The organism is Comamonas aquatica, from assembly GCF_018064205.1.
In the GTDB taxonomy this organism is placed as follows: Bacteria; Pseudomonadota; Gammaproteobacteria; order Burkholderiales; family Burkholderiaceae_C; genus Comamonas; species Comamonas aquatica.
In genome coordinates, this window is sequence record NZ_CP072916.1 from 382,892 (window position 1) to 404,583 (window position 21,692).

Here is a 21,692-nt window from a genome sequence, read left to right on the forward strand (position 1 = left end):
GGTGCTAGCAGGCAGTGGTGGCCGGTGGTTGGACGGCCCGGTGCAGGGCGTGGTTGTGGTGGGACGCTAGGGCAGCGGCGTGGTCGCCATGCGGCGCAGGATGGCGCTGGTGCGCGATTGCAGGTAGCGCGACTGCGGGTTCTGCTCGTAATAGCGGGGGCGCGGCAGCATCACGGCCAGGCGGGCACTTTCGGCCGGACTGAGCTGCTGGGCGCTCTTGCGGAAGTAGTGGCGCGCGGCGGCCTCGGCGCCAAAAATGCCCTGGCCCCATTCCACGTTGTTCAGGTAGATCTCCAGGATGCGTTCCTTGCTCAGGAACAGCTCCAGTGCATGCGCCAGCACCAGCTCCTGGCCCTTGCGCAAGAAGCTGCGCTCGCCCGACAGCAGCAGGTTCTTGGCCAACTGCTGGGTGATGGTGGAGCCGCCGTAGATCGGCACCGGCTTGGCGCTCAGGCGCTGGCTGCGCTGGGCACGCTCCAGCGCCTGCTGGGCACGCTCCAGCGCCTGCTGGTTGCGCTCCCAGGCGCGCTCGATGGCATCCCACTGCACGCCGTCGTGGTCGACAAAGCCATCGTCCTCGGCGGTCAGCACGGCGCGCTTGAGGTGGGGCGAGATGCGCGGGTAGTCCACCCACTGCTGCTGCCAGTGGCGCTGCTGGGCCGACTGCTGCCAGATACGCCACATCTCCGAGCGCTGGAAGCTGGTGGACTGCGGGTCCCACCAGGCGGACAGTGCAATCCGGGCGATGAAGAACAGTTGCAGCGCCAGGGCTGCGCACAGCAGCACGGCCAGCCAGCGGCCCAGCGCCTTCATGCCGCGGCTTCGCGCGCGAGGACGTCGCGCAGCTCGTCCAGCACCTGGGCCGAAGGCGGGCGCACGCCGCGCCACAGCGCAAACGATTCGGCGGCCTGCTCCACCAGCATGCCCAGGCCGTCGCGGCCAGTGGCGCCCTGGGCCTGGGCCCAGGCCAGGAACGGAGCGGCGGCGGCGCCATACATCATGTCGTAGGCCAGGCTACCCGGGCGTAGCACGCTGGCTGGCACGGGGATGCCAGCGCCCTGCAGGCTGGCGGCCGTTGCGTTGATGATCAGATCAAAATTGCCATTTAGCCCTTGCTGCTCCTGCGCTTGCAGCTCTACTTTTTGCGAGTTGGCCAGGGCCGCATGCTGGCGCACCAGCTCCTGGGCCTTGGCCGCCGTGCGGTTGCACACGGTGATGCTGCGCGGCTGCTGCTCCAGCATTGGACCCAGCACGCCGGCGGCGGCACCCCCGGCGCCGATCAGCAGCACATCCTTACCAGCGATGGCAAAGCCGGCATTGCGCGTGATGTCGGCCACCAGGCCCAGGCCGTCGGTGTTGTCGGCATGGATGCGGCCATCGGCCGCAATCACCAGGGTGTTGGCGGCGCCGGCCAGGGCCACGCGCGGGCTGTGGCTGTGCGCGGCCTGGGCGGCGTCCAGCTTGAAGGGCACGGTGATGTTGCAGCCCCGCCCACCGGCCCGGATGAAGGCCTGCAGGTCGGCGGCAAAGCCCTCCAGCGGCGCCAGGCGGCGCTCATAGCGCAGGGCCTGGTCGGTCAGCTGGGCAAAGCGCGTGTGGATCCAGGGCGAGCGGCTGTGCGCCACGGGGTGGCCCACAACGCAGTACACATCGGTGGTGGTCATTCGGTGCAACGGCAAAAAAACGGACAGGGGGTGGACGGGCGCGCGGGCACCGTCAGCGGACATTGGTTTCCAGCGTCTGCTCGCGCGTGAACTTGAAGCGCGAGACCACGGCAATCTGGTCGGCCTTGGCGCGCATGGCCGGGCCGAAGTGGCCGAACGGCCCCGCGGCGCGCGCAATCGCCTGGGCCCGGGTGTCCAGCTGCGGGATGCCCGAGCCCTGCACGATCTCGGTGTCCAGCACGCGGCCGTCGTGGTTCACGGTCAGCACCATGACCAGCTCGCCATACAGCTTCTTGCCCTTGTGCTCGGGGAAGTTCTCCGTGCCCTTGTCTTCCACCTTGCGGCGCAGGCCGTCGTAGTAGACGGCATACACCTCCTCGCGCGTGGCGGGGCTGATGTAGCGTTTCTTGGGGCGGGCGTTCTCTTCGTTGATGCGCTTCTCGATCTCGGCCAGCAGCTTGATCAGTTGCTTGCGCTTTTGCTCCTGCTGCTCGCGGTCCTGCTGCTGGGACTGCTCGCGCGGGTCGAACTGCGGCATCGACGACAGCTGCTTGCGCAGCTGGGTCAGCATCACGGTCTGCTGCTCCTGCATGGCGTCCAGCTTCTTCTGGCGCTCCTCGAAGTCGTCGCCGATGGCGGTCAGGGCCGAGTAGGGCAGCGGGCTGGTGGCCCGTCCCCGGGCGGCATCGCCGCCGCCGGCCAGGGCCGCCTGGGCGATGGCCTGGGCCTTTTCCGGCCGCTCCTGCGTCTGCGCATTCACCAGGATCACTTCCAGCGGCGTGTCCTGGAACACCCGGTTGAACTGCTCGGGGGCGACAAAACGCACCGTCAGCAGGGCTGCGTGAATGGCGATCGACACCCCCAGCGTCAGGCTGAGGGTGGACATGGAGCGGAGCGCGGCGGGCAGTTTCACGGGTTGGAATTATCGGCGCTGGGGCTGTCGGACTCGTTGACGTCCACCGCAATCGCGATGGGGCCGGCCACGTCCTCTTCGTCGTCGGCGCTGTCGTCCAGGGGCGCATCATCGCTGGGATCTTGCGGGTCGTCCAGTCGCTCGGTCACGGTGCCGTGGATGTCCAGGGTGATCTCGTCGATCTCGCCCAGCTTCACGCGCACGCGCGCGCCGCGCGGCAGGGCCTGGGCGCCGGCCACGCTGATGACGAGCGGCAGGCTGTCGGCGCGCACCAGCACGCCGTTGGGGCCGTTGTCCTTGATCACGGCGCCGTCCAGCTCGGTGATGGCGTTCTGCTCCAGGTACTTCAGCGTCCAGAAGCGCTCCATGCCGGCCTGGTAGCCGTTGTAGGCGCTGTAGGCACCGTCGAAGCTGCTGATGATGCCGAACAGCTCGGCATCCTTGGGCTTGAACGGTGCGGCCAGGGCGGCCGTGGCGCCGTGGCGGGCGCAGGCAATGATCTGCCACTGGTTGACCAGATCGGTGTAGCGGCGCAGCGGCGAGGTGGCCCAGGAATAGGCTTTCACGCCGATGCCGGCGTGCGGCAGGGCCTTGGTGGACATGCGCACCTTGACGCCCGGGGCCAGGCTGGCCTGGCTGCGGTAGATGCCGGGCACGCCGTATTCGGCCAGCATCAGGCCCCAGGTGCTGTTGGCCACGATGGCGGCCTCGGCCACGATCAGGTCCAGCGGCGCGCCGCGTTTGCGCACGGTGATGCTGACGGTTTCGTGGCCCTGGGGTTCGTTGTCGCCATTGCCGTCCAGGCGGAAGGTGTAGTCGGGGCGCGAGAAGTTCTCGGGCTTGCCGCGCACCTGTTCGCGACCGGCCTTCAGGTGCTGGGCCAGGCGGTGCAGGAACGATAGCTCTTCGCGCTTGTCCAGCAAGGGCTGGGGCGTGTTTTCGACCTGAATGCTGGGGTCTTGCAGCCAGGCTTCGGTGACGATGTGGTCCAGCTTGTCGTGGCGGAAGTTGACGGCCACGGGCACGCGTTCCAGCTTGGTGACCTTGTCCTTGACCTCCAGCGTGGCCTCGTCATAGGTCACGTACAGCGACACGGCGGGGTTGGCGCGGCCTTCGTCCAGGGTGTAGATCTGCACCACCTCGTCGGGCAGCATGGTGATCTTGTAGCCTGGCATGTAGACGGTGGACAGGCGGGCGCGGCCCAGCTTGTCCAGGTCCGAGCCGGGCGTGATCGCCAGGCCGGGCGCGGCAATGTGGATGCCCACGGTGACGGTGCCGGTGCCCAGGCCCTGCACGGACAGGGCATCGTCGATTTCCGTGGTCATGGAATCGTCGATGGAGTAGGCCTGCACGGCGGCCAGCGGCAGGTCGGCCGGGGGTTGGGGGGCGGTGACGGCGGGGAAGGCCGTGCCCTTGGGGAAGTTCTCGAACAGGAAGCGCTTCCAGTGGAACTGGTAGGCCGAGTCGATGGCGCCAGCGGCCTGCAGCAGCTCCAGCGGGGCTTTCTGCGCGCTGCGGCTGGCCTCGACCACGGCCTTGTACTCGGGCGCGTTCTTGTCGGGCTTGAACAGGATCTTGTACAGCTGCTCGCGGACGGCGGGCGGGCAGGTGCCGGCGACCAGCTCCTGCGCCCAGGCATCGATCTGCGCCTGCAGCTGCTTTTTCTTCTCGATGGCGGCCAGGGCCTGCTGCAGGATTTCGGCCGGCGCCTTCTTGAAGCGGCCCTTGCCGGCGCGGCGGAAGTAGTGCGGCGCGCCGTACAGCGCAAACAGCATGCCGGCCTGTTCGCTCAGCGGGGCGGACTCGGAGAAATAGTCGCGCGCAATGTCGGCAAAGCCGAACTCTTCTTCGGGGGCGAATTCCCAGGCCAGGTCCAGCTCGACGCTGGCGGCGATGGCCTCGGCCTTGGCCATCAGCTCGGCGGGCTCGGGTTTCTCGAACTTGAGCAGGACGTTGGCGGCCTTGACCTTGACGCGCTTGCCAGAGGCCAGCTCGATTTGGGAGGAGGCATCGGCCTCGGACAGGATACGGCCGGCCAAAAACTTACCGGCATCTTCAAACAATGCGTGCATGCCGCGATTGTCCCACGCCGCGAATTTCCCCCGGAGGGCGCTTGCCCGCGGCGGCGGTGCCAGCGGCAAGCTATCCAAAGAAAAGCGGTTCGCGTACGTGCAACGGCCGTTTCAAAGCGTTTTCAGCTTGAGGTGCTTGTCCAGCGTGCACAACCAGCTATTTTTTTTGCTTCAGGCCAGGTCCAGGAAGTCCAGGATGCGCGAGAGGTGGCTGTCAAAGTCGCTGAGGGCGTGGTCGCCGCCTTCCAGGATGAGCTGCTCGGCCTCCGGGTAGCGCGCCACCATCTGGCGCCAGTCCAGCACCTCGTCGCCCTTGGCAAACACGCCCAGCTGCGGGGCGGTGGCGGCCTGTTCGTGCAGGGCCAGGTCGCGCAGCTCCTGGATGTATTCGGGGCGGAAGAAAAAGGCTTCTTCGGGGTGGTGCCAGCTGGTCTGCTGGCCGATGTACTGCTCCAGCGAGTGGTCCGGCCAGACGGCGGGGTTGAGCAGCACGGCCTTGCAGTGCTTGTGGTGCGCCACCCAGGTGGCGTAGTAGCCCCCCAGGGAGGAGCCGATCACCGCCATGCGCTCCCCGGGCCAGTCGCGCACCTGTGCCATCACCAGCTCCATCGCGGCGCGCGGCGAGGGCGGCAGCTGCGGGCAGTACCAAGTCACCTGCGGATGCCGGCGCTGCACGTACTCGGCCATGGTGCGGGCCTTGGTGGACTGGGGCGAGGAGCGAAAACCGTGCAGGTACAGCAGGTGGGTGGTGGGCATGGGCAGGTGTCTGTGGATGGGCGGGGGGCTGCGCCGCTGGGGAGCGTCCACACGTTCCAGGGGCAAAGCGGGCAGCAGATAATGGTGGACTATGGCCGCCGAATTTGACAAGCCCAACATTCTCCAACGCATCTTGCCGCTGTTTCGTGGCTTTGATCCGCTTTTGCTGCTGATCATCGCCGGCATGGCGTCCCTGGGCCTGCTGGCCATGTATTCGGCTGGCTACGACCATGGCACGCGCTTTGTCGACCATGGGCGCAACATGCTGCTGGCGGCGGCCATCCTGTTTGTGGTGGCCCAGATCCCCCCGCACAAGCTGATGGCCGTGGCCGTGCCCTTGTACACCCTGGGGGTGGTGCTGCTGGTGGCGGTGTTGCTGTTCGGCATCACGCGCAAGGGGGCGCAGCGCTGGGTGAATGTGGGCGTGGTGATCCAGCCCTCCGAGATTTTGAAGATCGCCGGCCCGCTGATGCTGGCCTGGTGGTTCCACCAGCGGGAAGGCGTGTTGCGGGCCATCGACTTCGTGGTTGCCTTTGTGCTGCTAATGGTACCTGTGGCCCTGATCATGAAGCAGCCGGACCTGGGCACGGCCCTGCTGGTGATGGCGGCGGGCCTGTCGGTGATCTTTTTTGCCGGCCTGCCGTGGAAGCTGGTGGTGCCGCCCGTGGTGCTGGGGGCCGTGGGCATCGCCTGGCTGATCTGGAACGAGCCCTGGCTGTGCCAGGACGGCCTGAGCTGGTACTTCCTGCACGACTACCAGCGCACGCGGGTGTGCACCCTGCTGGACCCGATGCGCGACCCGCTGGGCCGGGGCTTCCACATCATCCAGGGCATGATTGCCATCGGCTCCGGCGGCGTCTGGGGCAAGGGCTTCATGGCCGGCACACAGACCCACCTGGAATTCATCCCCGAACGCACCACCGACTTCATCTTTGCGGCGTTCTCCGAGGAGTTCGGCCTGATCGGCAACCTGTGCCTGCTGCTGGGATTTTTGTTGCTGGTCTGGCGTGGCCTGGCCATCGCCGTCAAGGCGCAGAACCTGTTCGGCCGCCTGATGGCTTCGGCCGTGGCGATGATCTTCTTCACCTACGCCTTCGTGAACATGGGTATGGTCAGCGGCATCCTGCCCGTGGTGGGCGTGCCCCTGCCATTCATCAGCTACGGCGGCACGGCCATGGTGACCCTGGGGCTGGCCCTGGGGGTGCTGATGTCGATCGCCCGCGCGCAGCGGCTGTCCATGGCCGAGCCCAAACATACGTTGTAAATCCTTAAGATCACCACAAACAGCTGTTGTTACGTGACGCACATCTGTTCAACAATATGGGCGGGTGCAGCAAAAGGCTGTGCCTGCCCCTCTTTTTCAAGGAGTGTGTGATGGCGGGTAAGTACGTGCTCAAAAAGGCCAAGAACGGCAAATTCTTTTTCAACCTGCAGGCCTCTAATGGCCAGCCCATCCTGTCCAGCGAGATGTATGAATCCCGGGCTGGTGCCCTGAGTGGGATCGATTCGGTGCGTAAAAATGGGGTGCTCGAAACCAGCTTCGACAGGCTGATTGCCAAGGACGGCTCGCCTTACTTCACCCTCAAAGCTGCCAATGGTCATATCGTCGGTCACAGTGAAATGTATTCGTCGGTGGCCGCGCGGGACAACGGTATCGCTTCGGTCATGAAAAATGCCGCAGATGCTGCACTGGATGACCAAAGCGCAGTGTCCTGACGCAGGGCTTAGCGGGCAGACCATTGGGTGATGAGGGCATGGCAGCCTGCCTACAATGGCAACCATGATCTCTCGCGAACCCACCATCGAGCGCCTGGCCACGGCCCGGCAACTGTTGCTAGAGCCTTTCGGCCTGGATGAAACCCACCTGTCGCGTGCACTGGCGGAAATCCGCGCTCATCAGGTGGACGATGCAGATCTGTACTTCCAGTACACCCGTGCCGAGGGGTGGAGCCTGGAGGAGGGCATTGTCAAGACCGGCTCCTTCTCCATCGATCAGGGTGTCGGGGTGCGCGCCGTCAGTGGCGAGAAGACCGCGTTTGCCTATTCCGACGACATTTCGCTGGCCTCCTTGCTGGATGCAGCCCATGCCGTGCGTGCCATTTCCGGCAACCACCAGGAGCGCAAGGTGCGCATTCCCAAGGCCAAGGTGGCGCCTTCGCGCAGCTTGTATCCCGGCCTTGACCCCATCGCCACGATGGACAGCACCGAGAAGGTGGCCCTGCTGGGCAAGGTGGAAACCTTGGCCCGCGGCAAGGATCCGCGCATCGTGCAGGTGATGGCCGGCCTGGCCAGCGAGTACGACGTGGTGATGGTGGCGCGTGCGGATGGTACGCTGGCCGCCGATGTGCGTCCCCTGGTGCGCCTGTCGGTGACCGTGATTGCAGAGCAGAGCGGGCGCCGTGAAGTGGGTTCTTCCGGTGGTGGCGGCCGCTTTGGCCTGGCCTATTTCAGCGATGCACAGATTGCCGAGTATGTGAACGAAGCGGTCGATCAGGCCTTGGTCAATCTGGAATCCCGACCCGCCCCTGCCGGCGAGATGACCGTGGTGCTGGGCCCTGGCTGGCCTGGCGTGCTGCTGCACGAAGCCGTGGGCCATGGTCTGGAGGGTGATTTCAACCGCAAGGGTTCCAGCGCCTTCAGTGGCCGCATCGGTCAGCGGGTGGCAGCCAAGGGTGTGACGATTCTGGACGACGGCACGCTGGCTGATCGCCGTGGCTCGTTGAACGTGGACGACGAAGGCTGCCCCTCGCAGGCGAATGTCTTGATCGAGGACGGCATCCTGAAAGGCTACATCCAGGATGCATTGAATGCGCGCCTCATGGGCGTCAAGCCCACCGGCAATGGTCGTCGCGAAAGCTATGCCCACCTGCCCATGCCACGCATGACCAACACCTACATGTTGGGCGGTGACAAGGATCCACAGGAAATCATCGCTTCGATCAAGAAGGGCTTGTACGCCACCAACTTCGGCGGCGGTCAGGTGGACATCACCAGCGGCAAGTTCGTGTTCTCGGCCAGTCAGGCTTACTGGGTGGAGAACGGCAAGATCCAGTATCCCGTCAAGGGGGCCACGCTGGTCGGCAACGGTCCCGAGTGCATGAAGAAGGTCAGCCTGATCGGCAATGACATGCGTCTGGACAGCGGTGTGGGTACTTGTGGCAAGGAAGGCCAGAGCGTGCCCGTGGGGGTGGGTCAGCCGACCATGCGCATCGACGGATTGACCGTGGGTGGTACGGCTTAATTTGGAATTGTTTGCAGTATTCCTGCGGTGATTGTGAAAAAATCTGATTTGTTTCGATGGATCAGCCTTTTTTGTAGGTATTTTTGGTTTTTTCCTGAATGATGTGCGCTGCGCTGTGTTGCAGTGCACGATTCCTGGTGTTAAAGTCTTTCGCCATGCAAGTACGTAGCGCTTTCTATTTTTACTTTTGGTTCTCGGTCCCAGGCGGATGAGAGGCAAGCGCTCGCACACACGAACACCCTCCAAAAAACCGCCGAAGCTGAAAAGCCCGGCGGTTTTTTTTCACCCATGTATTCCAACACTCCACAGGACCACGAGGCAGACATGAACGCTCACAACACCTCCACCGGCGACGCTTGGTATCGCAGCTCTGTACAAAAGACTGGCCAGACTGACGACGAACGTATCAAGGACATTACCGTGTTGCCCCCTCCCGAGCACCTCATCCGCTTCTTCCCCATCCAAGGCACACCCGTGGAGTCGCTGGTCAGCAACACGCGCCGCGCCATCCGCAACATCATGCATGGGCGCAACGACGACCGGCTGCTGGTGATTGTCGGGCCTTGCTCCATCCACGATCCAGCGGCTGCGCTGGATTACGCCCGCCGTCTGGCCGATGTGCGCGAGCAGTACAAGGACACGCTGGAAGTCGTGATGCGTGTGTACTTCGAAAAGCCCCGCACTACTGTCGGCTGGAAGGGCTTGATCAACGACCCCTACCTGGACGGCAGCTACCGCATTGACGAGGGCTTGCGCATTGCCCGCCAGCTGCTGATCGACATCAACCGCCTGGGCGTGCCGGCTGCCAGCGAGTTCCTGGACGTGATCTCGCCCCAGTACATCGGTGACCTGATCAGCTGGGGCGCCATCGGCGCGCGCACCACCGAAAGCCAGATCCACCGCGAACTGGCTTCGGGCATCTCGGCGCCCATCGGCTTCAAGAATGGCACGGACGGCAACATCCGCATCGCTACCGACGCCATCCAGTCCGCCAGTCACGGCCACCACTTCCTGTCCGTGCACAAGAACGGCCAGGTCGCCATCGTCCACACCGCCGGCAACCAGGACTGCCATGTCATCCTGCGCGGCGGCAAGACGCCGAATTACGATGCCGCCAGTGTGCAGGCGGCCTGTGCCGACCTGGGCAAGGCCGGCCTGCCGGCCAGCCTGATGGTGGACTGCAGCCATGCCAACAGCCTCAAGCAGCACGAGCGCCAGAAGGACGTGGTGGCCGACATTGCTGCGCAGATGGAAGCTGGCTCGCGCAGCATCTTCGGTGTCATGCTGGAAAGCCACCTGGTCGCAGGGGCGCAGAAGTTCACCCCCGGCAAGGACGAGGTCTGCGGCCTGCACTATGGCCAGAGCATCACCGATGCTTGCATCGGCTGGAACGATACGCTGGAGGTGCTGGATCGCCTGTCGGGCGCCGTGCAAAAACGCCGCGGCGTGGTGCAGCCCCAGGCCGCTGCCGTCGTGGCGGCCTGAGCACACCGGGCCTGCCCGGCAGGCCCGGTGTGCGGAAGATCTGCGGGGATTGTCTTTGCAGTGACTTTTGCCGCAAACGCTTGCTGGTATTGTGTAGGTAGCTCTTGTTTTCTATATGTTTCCGTGGTGTCCAGCGGGCATCCCTCCTTCACGCCCCAGGGCGTTCGGGGCCCGCTGCAGCGCCACGGAACACCGCTTTTCGGAAAGGCTCCCCATGATCAGTGAAGTCATTGTGCAACTCAGCGCCGACCAGCAGTTCCGTGCCGATGTGGACCGCCTGGCACCCATGGGCAACGAAGAGGCGCGCCGCTGGCTGGATGAGCAGTTCATCGCCCTGGATTGCGAGCCCCTGCGCCCCAGTGGCAAGGTGCTGCTGGCCGACAAGGTGCTGGTGGTGGCGCGTGAGGCAGGTGCCCGCCGTCTGGGCGATGAGGCCTGGTTCCAGACCTATGCGCGCGCTGCCCATGCCGTGCTGGCGCGCCCGATGATCAAGGTCGACGTGGCCGCCATGACCGTGACCTATTGAGTCCGTGCCACCCGTCCGCTGCGGCTGCAGCGCGCCGGGCCGCCACAAAAAACCGACTGTTCCCAGTCGGTTTTTTTGTTGTCCCGGTGCCAGGCATGTGCGGTCAGGTCGCGAGGTGCACTTGCAGCGCCTCCAGCAGCTTGCCGTGCACACCGCCAAAGCCGCCATTGCTCATACAGACGATGTGGTCACCAGGGCGCACCTGGGCCAGCACCTGCTGCACCAGGGTATCGATGTTGTCGGTGGTGAAGGCGGCATCGCCCAGCGGCTCCAGCGCTTCGGCGGCATTCCAGTCCAGGCCGGCGGTGTGGCAAAAGGCCAGATCGGCCTCCTTGAGCGACCAGGGCAACTGGGCCTTCATGGTGCCCAGCTTCATGGTGTTGCTGCGGGGCTCGAACACGGCCAGGATGCGCTGCTGCTGGCCGATGCGTTGGCGCAGGCCGTCCAGCGTGGTGCGGATGGCCGTCGGATGGTGGGCAAAGTCGTCGTAGACGGTGACACCACGCACGCTGCCGCGCAGTTCCATGCGGCGCTTGACGTTGTGAAAGCGCCCCAGCGCCTCGGCGGCCACGGCTGGAGAGACACCGACGTGCTCGGCTGCGGCGATGGCGGCCAACGCGTTGAGTTGGTTGTGCTCGCCGCTCAGCTCCCATTCCACGCGGCCGACTTTGCGGCCTTGCTGCAGCACATCGAAGGCATGGTGGGCGCCTTCGGCGGTGAAGTCGCTGACCGCGGCGCCAAAGCTGCGCTGGGTGCTCCAGCAGCCCTGGTGCAGCACGCGGGCCAGGGCTTCCTCCAGCCCGTTCCAGACCACGCGGCCCGAAGCGGGCACGGTGCGCACCAGGTGGTGGAACTGGCGCTCAATGGCGGCCAGGTCCGGGAAGATGTCGGCGTGGTCGAACTCCAGGTTGTTCAACACCGCCGTGCGGGGGCGGTAGTGCACGAACTTGCTGCGCTTGTCGAAGAAGGCCGTGTCGTACTCGTCGGCCTCGATCACGAACAGGGGGCGCTCTTGGGCGGTGGCCAACTGACCCAGCCGGGCCGAGACACCGAAGTTCAGCGGCACGCCGCCGACCAGAAAGCCCGGGGTCAGGCCGGCGCATTCCAGGATCCAGGCCAGCATGGAGGTGGTCGTGGTCTTGCCGTGCGTGCCGGCCACGGCCAGCACATGGCGGCGTTGCAGCACATGCTCGCTCAGCCATTGCGGGCCGCTGGTGTAGGGCAGGCCCTGGTCCAGGATGGCTTCCATCAGCGGGAACTTGGGGCTGCCATCGGCCAGGTGGGCGCGGCTGACCACGTTGCCGACCACGAACATGTCGGGCTGCAGGGCCAGTTGTTCGGTGCCAAAGCCTTCGATCAGCTCAATGCCCAGGGCGCGCAGCTGGTCGCTCATGGGCGGGTACACGCCCGCGTCGCAGCCGGTCACGGTGTGGCCCGCTTCGCGTGCCAGCGCGGCGACGCCACCCATGAACGTGCCGCAAATGCCCAAGATATGAATATGCATGCCCGGATTCTAGGGCGTGTTCATGCTTGTGCTGCCATCGGCAGGGACTGGTGGCCTCGCTGGCGTGCCCTGGTGGCTTCGCCCGCCTCGCTGGCCGTCTGGTGGCAGCTGGTGCAAGCAGCGGTAACAGCCTCAATCCATGGAAACAGTAGCGGTCTGTGCAACATCAGCAGGCACTTCAGATAGATATGAGCAGTAAACGCTTTCTGTATCAGCGCAAGCAGCTCTTGTTTTAGATAGCAAATATGCACAGTCCGGTGCAGGGCGGCTGGGCAGCGGGCGGCCAGGGGGGCGCCAGGGATGGGAACCATCGGGCGGCGGCGGGCTTTAACCCCTGGGGGTGACGGGCTGTCTGCCACCCGGGTGGCCGCTGGCTTCCCATAATCGGGGCTTTGATGGTTGACCAGAGAACACGGCATGCATTCATCTTCCGCCCTGCACGAAATCGCCCAGACTGCCGCCCGCATGGTGGTGGAAGAAGGGCTGGAATGGGGCCCCGCTAAACGCCGCGCCGCCAAGCAGCTGGGGTTGCCGCCGCGCACCCCTTTGCCTGACAACGATGCGCTGGAAGCCGCCGTGCGCAAATACATCGAGATCTTTTGCGCCGATACCCAGCCGCAGGAGCTGCGGGCCCTGCGCGAGCTGGCCCTGGTGTGGATGGACCGGCTGCAGGAGTTCCGCCCCCACCTTGCCGGGGCCGTGTGGCGCGGCACGGCCACGCGCAACTCCGACATCTATATCCAGCTGTTTTGCGACGATTCCAAGTCGGCCGAGATCGCGCTGATCAACAACAACGTCCAGTACGACGTGACCCAGGTCGCAGGCTTCCATGGCGAGGCGGTGGATGCGCTGAGCATCAGCAGCCTGTGCAAGCCCCTGAACGAAGTGGTGGGCGTGCACCTGATGGTGTACGACTATGACGACCTGCGCGGGGCCCGTCGCAACGATGCACAAGGGCGCAGCCAACGTGGCGACGCCGAGGCCGTGCGCCAGTTGCTGGCCGAGGAGGCGGTATGAGCGCGCACCCGCCCATGTCTGTGGCGCGGCGGCGCTGGTTGGCCGGTGGGGTGGCGCTGACCGCGGCCGCAGGCGGCGCCTGGCTGGCCTGGGAGCAAACCCGCAGCGCCACCAGCAACGACGCCGCACTGGAGGCATTCTGGCAATTGCAGCTGCAGCAGCCCGAGGGGGGCGTCCTAGCCCTGGCCTCGCTGCGCGGCCAGCCCCTGCTGGTGAATTTCTGGGCCACCTGGTGCCCCCCTTGTGTGCGCGAGCTGCCCTTGATCAACCAGTTTGCCCAGGGCCAGGCCGCGCGGGGGACGCATGCCGTGCGTGTGCTGGGCATTGCCGTGGACCAGGCGGCCGCGGTGAACAAATGGCTGGCGCGTCAGCCCCTGAGCTTTCCCGTGGCCCTGGCCGGTGCCGGAGGGGTCACGCTGACACGCAGCCTGGGCAATATCAATGGGGGCTTGCCGTTCACCATCTTGTTGGACGGCAAGGGTCATGTGCAAGCGCGTAAAATCGGCGAACTTTCAGAAAAAGAACTGCAGCAATGGGTCACTTTCAGCTAGTGACCACGACCACCAAGCCGGGTTTTATCAAAAAAACCTCAATGGCGATGGCGAAAAATATCTAACAAAGCGCGCAGAAGGGCGGATTTAGGGTAAATTCGCGCCCTTATTTAGTTTTAGCCGTTGGAGCTTCCATGGATCTGCGTAAACTCAAGACCCTCATCGACTTGGTGTCCGAATCGAATGTTTCGGAACTGGAAATTACCGAGGCAGAGGGCAAAGTCCGCATCGTCAAGAGCGGTGGCAACGTGGTGCAGCAGTTCGTTGCCGCGCCCATGCAAGCCGCCCCCGTGCAAGCCGCCGCCCCTGTTGCCGCTGCCCCTGCTGCTGCCGAAGCACCTGCCGCTCCTGCGGCCGTGGCTGGCCACCAGGTCAAGTCCCCCATGGTGGGTACCTTCTACCGTGCTTCCAGCCCTGGCGCCAAAGCGTTCGTGGAAGTCGGCGCCCAGGTCAAGGAAGGCGAGACCCTGTGCATCATCGAAGCCATGAAGATCCTCAACGAGATCGAGGCTGACAAGTCGGGTACCGTGACCCGCATCCTGGTCGACAATGGCCAAGCCGTGGAATACGGACAACCGCTGTTCGTGATCGAGTGAGGTCTGTTGCAGTCCCCCGCTGTGGGACTGGCCAGATTCCACGATTCGCCCCGCGAGGGGCGGTGAACAACGAGGACTTCCATGTTTAAGAAAATTTTGGTTGCCAACCGGGGTGAAATCGCCCTGCGCATCCAGCGCGCTTGCCGCGAGATGGGCATCAAGGCCGTGATGGTCTACTCCGAGGCCGACCGCGACGCGAAATACGTCAAGCTGGCCGACGAAGCGGTGTGCATTGGCCCCGCCGCATCGCCCCTGAGCTACCTCAACATGCCGGCCATCATCTCGGCCGCCGAGGTGACGGACGCCGAAGCCATCCACCCCGGCTATGGCTTCCTGAGCGAAAACGCCGACTTTGCCGAACGCGTCGAGCAAAGCGGTTTCCAGTTCATCGGCCCCACGGCCGATTCCATCCGCATCATGGGCGACAAGGTGTCGGCCAAGCAGGCGATGATCAAGGCCGGCGTGCCTTGCGTGCCCGGTTCGGATGGCGAACTGCCCGATGATCCCGGTCAAATCAAGCGCATCGCCAAGGCGATCGGCTATCCCGTGATCATCAAGGCCGCCGGCGGCGGCGGTGGTCGCGGCATGCGCGTGGTGCACACCGAAGCCGCCCTGGTCAATGCCGTGCAGATGACCAAGGCCGAAGCCGGTGCCGCCTTCGGCAATCCTGCGGTGTACATGGAGAAGTTCCTCCAGAACCCCCGCCACGTCGAAATCCAGGTGCTGGCCGACCAGCACAAGAACGCCGTGTACCTGGGCGAGCGCGACTGCTCCATGCAGCGCCGCCACCAGAAGGTGATCGAAGAGGCGCCTGCGCCTGGCATTCCCCGCCGTCTGGTGGAGAAGGTGGGCGAGCGCTGCGTGGCCGCCTGCAAGAAGATCGGCTACCGTGGCGCGGGGACGTTCGAGTTCCTGTTTGAAAACGGCGAGTTCTACTTCATCGAAATGAACACCCGCGTGCAGGTCGAGCACCCCGTGACCGAACTGATCACCGGCATCGACATCGTGAAGACACAGATCATGGTGGCGGCCGGCGAAAAGCTGCCCTTCACCCAGCGCCAGGTCAACAGCCAGATGCGGGGCCATGCGATCGAGTGCCGTATCAACGCGGAAGATCCCTACAAGTTCATCCCCTCGCCCGGCCGTGTGACCATGTGGCACATGCCCGGTGGCCCCGGGGTGCGTGTGGACTCCCACGTGTACAACAACTACTTCGTGCCACCGAACTACGACTCGATGATCGGCAAGCTGATCGTCTACGGTGACACCCGCGAGCAGGCCATGGCGCGCATGCGCACGGCCCTGTCGGAAGTGGTGGTTGAAGGCATCAAGACCAATGTGCCCCTGCACCAGGACCTGATGGTGGACGCCAAGTTCGCCGAAGGCGGCACCAACATCCACTACCTGGAACAATGGCTGGAGCAGCGCAAGCGCTGATCCCCGTGCATTGAGCACCCACATGCTGGCCCCTGGCGACGGGGGCCAGCATTTCGTTTTTATAAAGCTTGAAGGAGCTGCCTCATGTTTGAGCTCAGCCTGATGTGTCCCGAAGAACGGGTCGAAGATGTGAGCGATGCGCTCGATGCCCTGGATGCCCTGAGCGTCTCGGTCGAAGACATGGATGCGCAAACCGAGTCCGAGCAGCCCCTGTTCGGTGAACCCGGCATGCCAGCCCCCAAGGAAGGCTGGAACCGCAGCCGCATCGTGGCCCTCTTCCCGACCGAGGACGCGGCCCAGCAGGCCCAGGTGCTGCTGCAACTGCAGGACTTCTTTGCCGGCTGCCAGGTGCTGGGCATCCAGGCAGTCGAGCAGCAGGACTGGGTGCGCCTGACGCAGTCCCAGTTCCAGCCCGTGGACATCACCCCCGAATTCTGGATCGTGCCCACCTGGCACGAACTGCCGCCAGCCGCCAAGGTCAGCATCCGCCTGGACCCCGGCCTGGCCTTCGGCACCGGCACCCACCCCACGACCCGCATGTGCCTGCGCTGGATTGCACGCCAGCCCCAAGGCTCGTTGGGCCGCACGCTGGACTATGGCTGCGGCTCCGGCATTTTGGCGATCGGTGCGGCCAAGTTCGGCGCACAGGACATCGATGCGGTCGACATCGACCAGGATGCCGTGGTGTCGTGCGAGCTGAATGCCCAGGCCAATGAGGTCACGCTCAAGGCCGGTCTGCCGGACAAGGCTCAGGGCAGCTACCAGACCGTGCTGGCCAACATCCTGGCCACGCCGCTTAAGGTCCTGGCCCCCCTGCTGTGCGCGCATGTGCAGCCCGGCGGCCATCTGGTGCTGGCCGGCATCCTGGAGCGCCAGGCCGACGAGCTGAAGGAAGCCTACGCGCCCTACCTGCAGCTGGAGGTGGCCGACAGCGAGGACGGCTGGATTCTGATGACCGCGCACCGCGCCTGAACCTGGCCGCGTGCCCTGGCGCGTGGCTGATTAACATCGGACATCTTCTGCCTGCCAGGGGCGTGCGCCCCAGCTTCTACAATCCACGCGCGATGAGCCTGATTACCTGCTGTCCTTCTTGCGGCACCAAATTCCGTGTGGTGGCCGATCAACTGCGCATCTCCGATGGCTGGGTGCGCTGCGGTCGTTGTCAGGAAGTGTTCGATGCAGCCCAGGCCCTGGAAGAGGCACCCCCGGTGGCGCCCGCGCCCGTGCCTGCTGCGCCTGAGGTGCTGGCACCTGTGGCGGTGACCGTCACCCAGCCAGAGCCAGAGCCAGAGCCAGAGTCCCTCTCCCTGCCTGCTGTGCCATTGGCGGCCGTGCCTGTGGAGCTGTCCACGCCGGCGCCGCGCGCCGAGCCCGTGGCGGCGGGCTATGAACTGCCCGCGCCGGTGGATACGGACAGCGAGCTGGCCCCGGAAGCCTGGCTGGACCAGCCGATGGCGGCAGTGCACGATGCGCCAGTGTGGCGGGCTGTTGCTGCCGGTGCCGTGGGTGCCACATCACCGCGCGAGCCCGTCTGGGAGGAGGCCGTGCCTTGGGAGCCGCAGCAGGCCTTGCCCGCCGAGGAAGCCCAGGCAGAGGCCTGGCAGCAGGTGCTGCAGACCCCACCCCAAACGCAGTCCGAACCCGAGCCGCTGCCCCCGATGGCCACGGAGCTGGAGGCCCAGGAGGGCGTGGCACCAGAACCGGCAGTGCACGCGCCCACGGCCCCTGAGGCCCTGCCGGCCGAAGAAGCCGACGATCTTGAAGCCGAGGCCTTGCCCAGCTTTGTCAAGGAAGCCCAGCGCAAGGCCTGGTGGAACCAGCCTGGCGTGCGCTTTGCCATGGGCATGCTGGTGATCCTGCTGCCGCTGGCCTTGCTGCTGCAGATCGCCGTGCACGAGCGCAACACCCTGGTCGCCTGGAAACCCCAGTGGCGCCCCTTTTTCCAGACCATGTGCATTGCGCTGCGTTGTGAACTGGCGCCGCGCCAGCACATTGCGGCCGTGGTGTTGACCGGTTCTTCGTTCCGCCAGGATGCGCAACCTCACCGCTACCGTCTGGAGCTGAGCATCCAGAACCAGGCGACCACCTCGGTGGCCACGCCGGCGGTGGAATTGACGCTGACCGATGCCCAGGACCAGGTGCTGGTGCGCAAGGTGCTGCTGCCCAGCGACATCGGCGCGCCGGTCGAGCTGGCCGCCCAGACCGAATGGGAAGGCAGCCTGTCGGTGGTCACCCAAGGGCTGCACCTGGCCGTCTCCGGCTACCGGGTGCTGGCCTTCTATCCCTGATTTCTTTTTCCCATCACGAAAGTTTGACCATGGCTGCACTGATTTGCGGTTCCCTCGCCTTTGACACCATCATGAGTTTTGAGGGCAAGTTTGCCAATCAGATCCTGCCGGAGCAGTTGCACATCCTGAACGTGTCGTTCCTGGTGCCTTCGCTGCGCCGCGATTTCGGTGGCTGCGCCGGCAACATCGCCTACAGCCTGAAGCTGCTTGGCGGCCAGCCCCTGCCCATGGCCACCGTGGGCGAGGATGGCGCCAGCTACCTGGGCCGCATGCGCACTCTGGGCATCGAGACGCGCTATGTGCGTCAGCTGGACGACACCTACACCGCCCAGGCCATGATCATGACCGACAGCGACAACAACCAGATCACGGCCTTCCACCCCGGTGCCATGACCGAGGCCCATGTCAACGTCATCGACGGCAGCGAAGGCGCCGCCGTGGGCATCGTCTCGCCCGATGGCCGTGATGCCATGCAGCAGCACGCCGCGCAGTTCCAGGCCGCGGGCATTCCGTTTGTGTTCGATCCCGGCCAGGGCCTGCCCATGTTCAATGGCCAGGAGCTGCTGAACTTTGTCGAGCAGGCCAGCTGGATTGCCGTGAACGACTACGAGGCCAAGATGCTGTGCGACCGCACCGGTCTGGACCTGGCGGCGCTGAGCCACAAGGTGCAGGGCCTGGTGGTGACCCTGGGCGCCCAGGGCTGCGAAGTCTGGGAGCAGGGCGTGAAGACCCTGGTGGCGCCGGTGGCGCCCACCGAGGTGGTCGACCCCACCGGCTGCGGCGATGCCTGGCGCGGTGCGCTGCTGTTCGGTTTGGAGCAGGGCTGGTCGCTGGCGCGCTGCGCGGCGCTGGGCAACCGCGTGGGGGCACTGAAGGTGGCGTCCAAGGGACCGCAGAACTATGTGCTGGATTTCGATCCCGCTACTTTTGCTGCCTGAGGCCATGCCGGCCCGCAGGCCTGCTGCGGACCGTGTCCATGAAAAAAAGGAACCTTTGGGTTCCTTTTTTTCATAGCTGTCTGCGTAGGCTACTGGCGGGCTGTGCGCACATTTGGCGGCAAAGCCATGGGGTGGCTGGTGCGCAGCGGGTTGATGTCCAGACCGCCACGGCGCGTATAGCGCGCATAGACGCTGAGCTTCATAGGCTGGCACTGGCGCGTGATGTCCATGAAGATGCGTTCCACACATTGTTCGTGGAATTCATTGTGGTTGCGAAAGCTCACGATGTAGCGCAGCAGGCTTTCCTGGTCGATGGCCGCGCCGGTGTAGCTGATCTGCACGCTGCCCCAGTCGGGCTGGCCGGTGACCAGGCAATTGCTCTTGAGCAGGTGGCTGACCAGGGTCTCGGTCACGGGCGGGTTGTCGTGGTCGGCCTTGAGCAGGTCGGGGCGCGGCGTGTAGTCGCTGCATTCGATGTCCAGGCGGTCCAGGTTCAGGCCCTGCAGCTCCTGCACCTTCTGCAGCTCGAAGGCATCCTGGGCGATGACGCGCACGCTGGCCGACGACTGGCGCACGGCGGCGCCGCGCCACAGGGCCTCGTTGACGTCCTCGCGCAGGCGCTCCTGCACGGCCTCCAGGCTGTCGAAGCGGCTGTTGTTGAAGCTGTTGAGGTACAGCTTGAACGACTTGCTCTCGATGATGTGCGGGGTCTCGCAGGGGATGGTGAAGTGCGCCAGCGCCACCTGGGGTTTGCCGCGGGCATTCAGCCACGACAGCTCGAATGCGGTCCACAGGTCGGCGCCGAAGAAGGGCAGGGCCCCGGTGATGCCGATTTCCTCGCGCTTGCCGCTGCGCGGAATGGGAAACAGCAGGCTGGGGTCGTACTGGTCGGCATAGGCGGAGGCCTTGCCCAGTTGCGATTGTTCAGGTGTATTCATAGATATTCATAGCTGCCTGCGCAGGCTGGGTGCGCGCTGGCGGGCGATTGGGGGTCAAACTTTGAGGGGTCAGGCAAAGGCCTGTTCGCGCAGCCATTTGGTGGCGATCCATTTTTCGCCCTGCAGCACCGGGTCGCCGGCGTGCAGGGTCAGGCTCTGGGCTTCGGGGCGAGGGTAGCGGAAGAACACCGCCTGCCCCGGGCGTGGGTGAATGCGCAGCTGGCTTTCAGGGAAATAGGTGCAGCCGCCGGCACTCACCGTGTTGAGGTAGATCACCAGGGTGGCGATGCGCTGCCCGCCGCGGCGCAGCACCGGCGCACTGCCCGGGTCCTGCGGGTTGAAGTAGTCGTGGTGGGGCTTGTACTGCGCGCCGGGCCGGTAGTTCAGCACCTGCAGGCCTTCGCCGCGTTCCACCGGCCACTGCAGCAGGTGGGCGATGCGGGCCTCCAGGGCGCGCACCGTCGGGGTCTGGCCGCGCTGGAAGAACATGCCATCGCTGGTGCGGTCGGGGTTGATCTCTTCGCCGCCGGCCTCTTTGGCCACGGTCCTGGAGCGGGCCATCGCCGGGCGGGCTTCGGCAATCAGTTGGGCGCATTCCTCGGGGCTCAGCAACTGGTCCAGCAGCACCAGGCGCGGACGCTGCATGGACAGCAGCACCTGGACGTGGCGGTCACCGGTGTCCAGCGCGTTGCAGCCGTCCTGCAGGCGCAGATCCGGCATCTCCATGGGGGCGCTCGGTGCGACGGCGGCCGGGCGCAGCAGCAGGTCGGTGGCGGCCTGGGCAATGGGTGCCGACCAGCCCGCGGTGACCAGGCTGTGCTGCAGCGCAGCCGGGCTGTGGCCGGCGGCCAGCTGGGTCTGCACCCATTGCAGCAGGGCGGGAGTGCTGCCGGGGACCTGGGCCGACAACTGTTCCAAAGACTGGGGCACGGCAATCTCCTTGTCGTGGGCGCGTCCTCAGGGTGGCGGGGTCGCCTGCGGGCTCAGGCGGCGTTGCGCCGGAAGACCAGGCGGTCGGGGGACGAGACCTCTGGGGCGTAAGCGTAGCCCTTTTCGTCAAACTGCATCAACTGCTCGGGCCGGGTCAGCCGGTGCTGGATGGCATAGCGTGCCATCAGCCCGCGGGCATGTTTGGCATGGAAGCTGATGATCTTGTACTTGCCGCCCTTGTAGTCTTCGAACACGCACTCCACCACGCGGGCCTGGAGGTGCTTCAGGTCGACGGACTTGAAGTATTCCTGCGATGCCAGATTGACCACCACCGGCTGTGCGCTGCGGGCCTGGCGTTCGTTGAGCAGCTGGGCGATGCGTGTCCCCCAGAACTGGTAGAGGTTGCTGCCGTGGTCCGTGGCCAGGCGTGTACCCATTTCCAGGCGGTAGGGCTGCATCCAGTCCAGTGGGCGCAGGGCGCCGTACAGGCCGCTGAGCATCAGCACGTGGTTCTGCGCCCAGGCGATGTCGTCGGAGCTCAGGGAATAGGCATCCAGCCCCTCGTACACGTCGCCGTTGAAGGCAAACAGCGCCTGGCGCGCGTTGTCGGGCGTGAACTCTGGCTGCCAGGCGGCGTAGCGCGCCGTGTTCAACTGGGCCAGCTTGTCGCTGATCGACATCAGCGCTGCCACGTCCTGGGGCGGCAGCTGGCGCAAGCGGGCGATGAGTTCGGCGGATTGCGCAATGAAGGGGGGCAGGGTGTGGGGCAGTCCGGCAGGCAGCGGACGTTCGTAATCCAGGGATTTGGCGGGCGAGAGCAACAACAGCATGGGCAC

Annotated in this window: 21 protein-coding genes; 12 read left to right on the forward strand and 9 right to left on the reverse strand. The window is 65.2% G+C overall.

The window, feature by feature from the left end; genetic code table 11:
* Positions 1–66 precede the first annotated feature (66 nt).
* The 5 genes from KAQ61_RS01770 to KAQ61_RS01790 form a co-directional block, all read right to left on the reverse strand.
* Positions 67–813 (reverse strand): transglycosylase domain-containing protein, encoded by a 747-nt coding sequence (locus KAQ61_RS01770; protein ID WP_210930307.1) that lies wholly within the window; start codon positions 811–813, stop codon positions 67–69.
* The gene (gene aroE, locus KAQ61_RS01775) at positions 810–1,664 is read right to left on the reverse strand and encodes a shikimate dehydrogenase (protein ID WP_210930308.1); all 855 of its coding nucleotides are present in this window, start codon (positions 1,662–1,664) and stop codon (positions 810–812) included. The genes KAQ61_RS01770 and aroE overlap by 4 nt, the downstream gene beginning before the upstream one ends.
* A gap of 52 nt (positions 1,665–1,716) precedes the next feature.
* Complete coding sequence (locus KAQ61_RS01780; protein WP_042411400.1) at positions 1,717–2,577, reverse strand: energy transducer TonB; 861 nt, start codon at positions 2,575–2,577, stop codon at positions 1,717–1,719.
* Positions 2,574–4,649 carry a ribonuclease catalytic domain-containing protein gene (locus tag KAQ61_RS01785; protein WP_210930309.1) on the reverse strand — a complete coding sequence of 692 codons (2,076 nt, stop codon included), beginning with the start codon at positions 4,647–4,649 and terminating at the stop codon, positions 2,574–2,576. The genes KAQ61_RS01780 and KAQ61_RS01785 overlap by 4 nt, the downstream gene beginning before the upstream one ends.
* Positions 4,650–4,820: 171 nt before the next feature.
* Entirely contained in the window at positions 4,821–5,405 is a 585-nt protein-coding gene (locus KAQ61_RS01790; protein WP_210930310.1) for a YqiA/YcfP family alpha/beta fold hydrolase, read from the reverse strand.
* A 91-nt stretch (positions 5,406–5,496) separates the two neighbouring features.
* On the opposite strand from KAQ61_RS01790, the gene rodA reads away from it, so the two are divergent.
* The 5 genes from rodA (at position 5,497) to KAQ61_RS01815 (ending at position 10,657) form a co-directional block, all read left to right on the forward strand.
* A complete protein-coding gene (gene rodA / locus KAQ61_RS01795) occupies positions 5,497–6,669 on the forward strand; it encodes a rod shape-determining protein RodA (protein ID WP_210930311.1) in 1,173 nt (390 codons plus the stop codon).
* Positions 6,670–6,779: 110 nt separating this feature from the next.
* On the forward strand, positions 6,780–7,121 hold the full coding sequence (locus tag KAQ61_RS01800) for a YegP family protein (RefSeq protein ID WP_210930312.1): 342 nt from the start codon (positions 6,780–6,782) through the stop codon (positions 7,119–7,121).
* Between the two features lie 64 nt (positions 7,122–7,185).
* The gene (tldD, locus tag KAQ61_RS01805) at positions 7,186–8,646 is read left to right on the forward strand and encodes a metalloprotease TldD (protein ID WP_042411388.1); all 1,461 of its coding nucleotides are present in this window, start codon (positions 7,186–7,188) and stop codon (positions 8,644–8,646) included.
* 324 nt (positions 8,647–8,970) lie between these two features.
* Positions 8,971–10,131, forward strand: coding sequence for a 3-deoxy-7-phosphoheptulonate synthase (locus KAQ61_RS01810; RefSeq protein ID WP_210930313.1), 1,161 nt, complete (start codon positions 8,971–8,973; stop codon positions 10,129–10,131).
* A gap of 214 nt (positions 10,132–10,345) precedes the next feature.
* On the forward strand, positions 10,346–10,657 hold the full coding sequence (locus KAQ61_RS01815) for a hypothetical protein (protein WP_043378962.1): 312 nt from the start codon (positions 10,346–10,348) through the stop codon (positions 10,655–10,657).
* 103 nt (positions 10,658–10,760) lie between these two features.
* On the opposite strand, the gene mpl is transcribed toward KAQ61_RS01815, so the two are convergent.
* On the reverse strand, positions 10,761–12,161 hold the full coding sequence (gene mpl / locus KAQ61_RS01820; RefSeq protein ID WP_210930314.1) for a UDP-N-acetylmuramate:L-alanyl-gamma-D-glutamyl-meso-diaminopimelate ligase: 1,401 nt from the start codon (positions 12,159–12,161) through the stop codon (positions 10,761–10,763).
* Between the two features lie 417 nt (positions 12,162–12,578).
* Between mpl and KAQ61_RS01825 the strand changes: the two genes are divergently transcribed.
* The 7 genes from KAQ61_RS01825 (at position 12,579) to KAQ61_RS01855 (ending at position 18,988) form a co-directional block, all read left to right on the forward strand.
* Positions 12,579–13,178, forward strand: coding sequence for a hypothetical protein (locus KAQ61_RS01825; RefSeq protein WP_210930315.1), 600 nt, complete (start codon positions 12,579–12,581; stop codon positions 13,176–13,178).
* Positions 13,175–13,729: a TlpA family protein disulfide reductase gene (locus KAQ61_RS01830; RefSeq protein WP_210930316.1), complete on the forward strand. Its 555-nt coding sequence runs from the start codon at positions 13,175–13,177 to the stop codon at positions 13,727–13,729. The genes KAQ61_RS01825 and KAQ61_RS01830 overlap by 4 nt, the downstream gene beginning before the upstream one ends.
* Positions 13,730–13,863: 134 nt before the next feature.
* Positions 13,864–14,325 (forward strand): acetyl-CoA carboxylase biotin carboxyl carrier protein, encoded by a 462-nt coding sequence (accB, locus tag KAQ61_RS01835; protein ID WP_042411374.1) that lies wholly within the window; start codon positions 13,864–13,866, stop codon positions 14,323–14,325.
* Between the two features lie 81 nt (positions 14,326–14,406).
* Positions 14,407–15,762: an acetyl-CoA carboxylase biotin carboxylase subunit gene (gene accC / locus KAQ61_RS01840; RefSeq protein ID WP_045267338.1), complete on the forward strand. Its 1,356-nt coding sequence runs from the start codon at positions 14,407–14,409 to the stop codon at positions 15,760–15,762.
* An 84-nt stretch (positions 15,763–15,846) separates the two neighbouring features.
* Complete coding sequence (gene prmA / locus KAQ61_RS01845; RefSeq protein WP_210930317.1) at positions 15,847–16,734, forward strand: 50S ribosomal protein L11 methyltransferase; 888 nt, start codon at positions 15,847–15,849, stop codon at positions 16,732–16,734.
* Positions 16,735–16,826: 92 nt separating this feature from the next.
* Complete coding sequence (locus tag KAQ61_RS01850) at positions 16,827–18,050, forward strand: zinc-ribbon and DUF3426 domain-containing protein (protein ID WP_210930318.1); 1,224 nt, start codon at positions 16,827–16,829, stop codon at positions 18,048–18,050.
* 29 nt (positions 18,051–18,079) lie between these two features.
* Positions 18,080–18,988, forward strand: a complete 909-nt coding sequence (locus KAQ61_RS01855) for a carbohydrate kinase family protein (RefSeq protein WP_210930319.1) — start codon at positions 18,080–18,082, stop codon at positions 18,986–18,988.
* 89 nt (positions 18,989–19,077) lie between these two features.
* Here KAQ61_RS01855 and queF read toward each other — a convergent pair whose 3' ends face one another.
* The 3 genes from queF to yaaA form a co-directional block, all read right to left on the reverse strand.
* On the reverse strand, positions 19,078–19,926 hold the full coding sequence (queF, locus tag KAQ61_RS01860) for an NADPH-dependent 7-cyano-7-deazaguanine reductase QueF (protein WP_210930320.1): 849 nt from the start codon (positions 19,924–19,926) through the stop codon (positions 19,078–19,080).
* A gap of 69 nt (positions 19,927–19,995) precedes the next feature.
* Positions 19,996–20,856 (reverse strand): 2OG-Fe(II) oxygenase, encoded by an 861-nt coding sequence (locus KAQ61_RS01865; protein WP_244982960.1) that lies wholly within the window; start codon positions 20,854–20,856, stop codon positions 19,996–19,998.
* A 53-nt stretch (positions 20,857–20,909) separates the two neighbouring features.
* The gene (gene yaaA / locus KAQ61_RS01870) at positions 20,910–21,686 is read right to left on the reverse strand and encodes a peroxide stress protein YaaA (RefSeq protein WP_210930321.1); all 777 of its coding nucleotides are present in this window, start codon (positions 21,684–21,686) and stop codon (positions 20,910–20,912) included.
* Between the last annotated feature and the right edge of the window lie 6 nt (positions 21,687–21,692).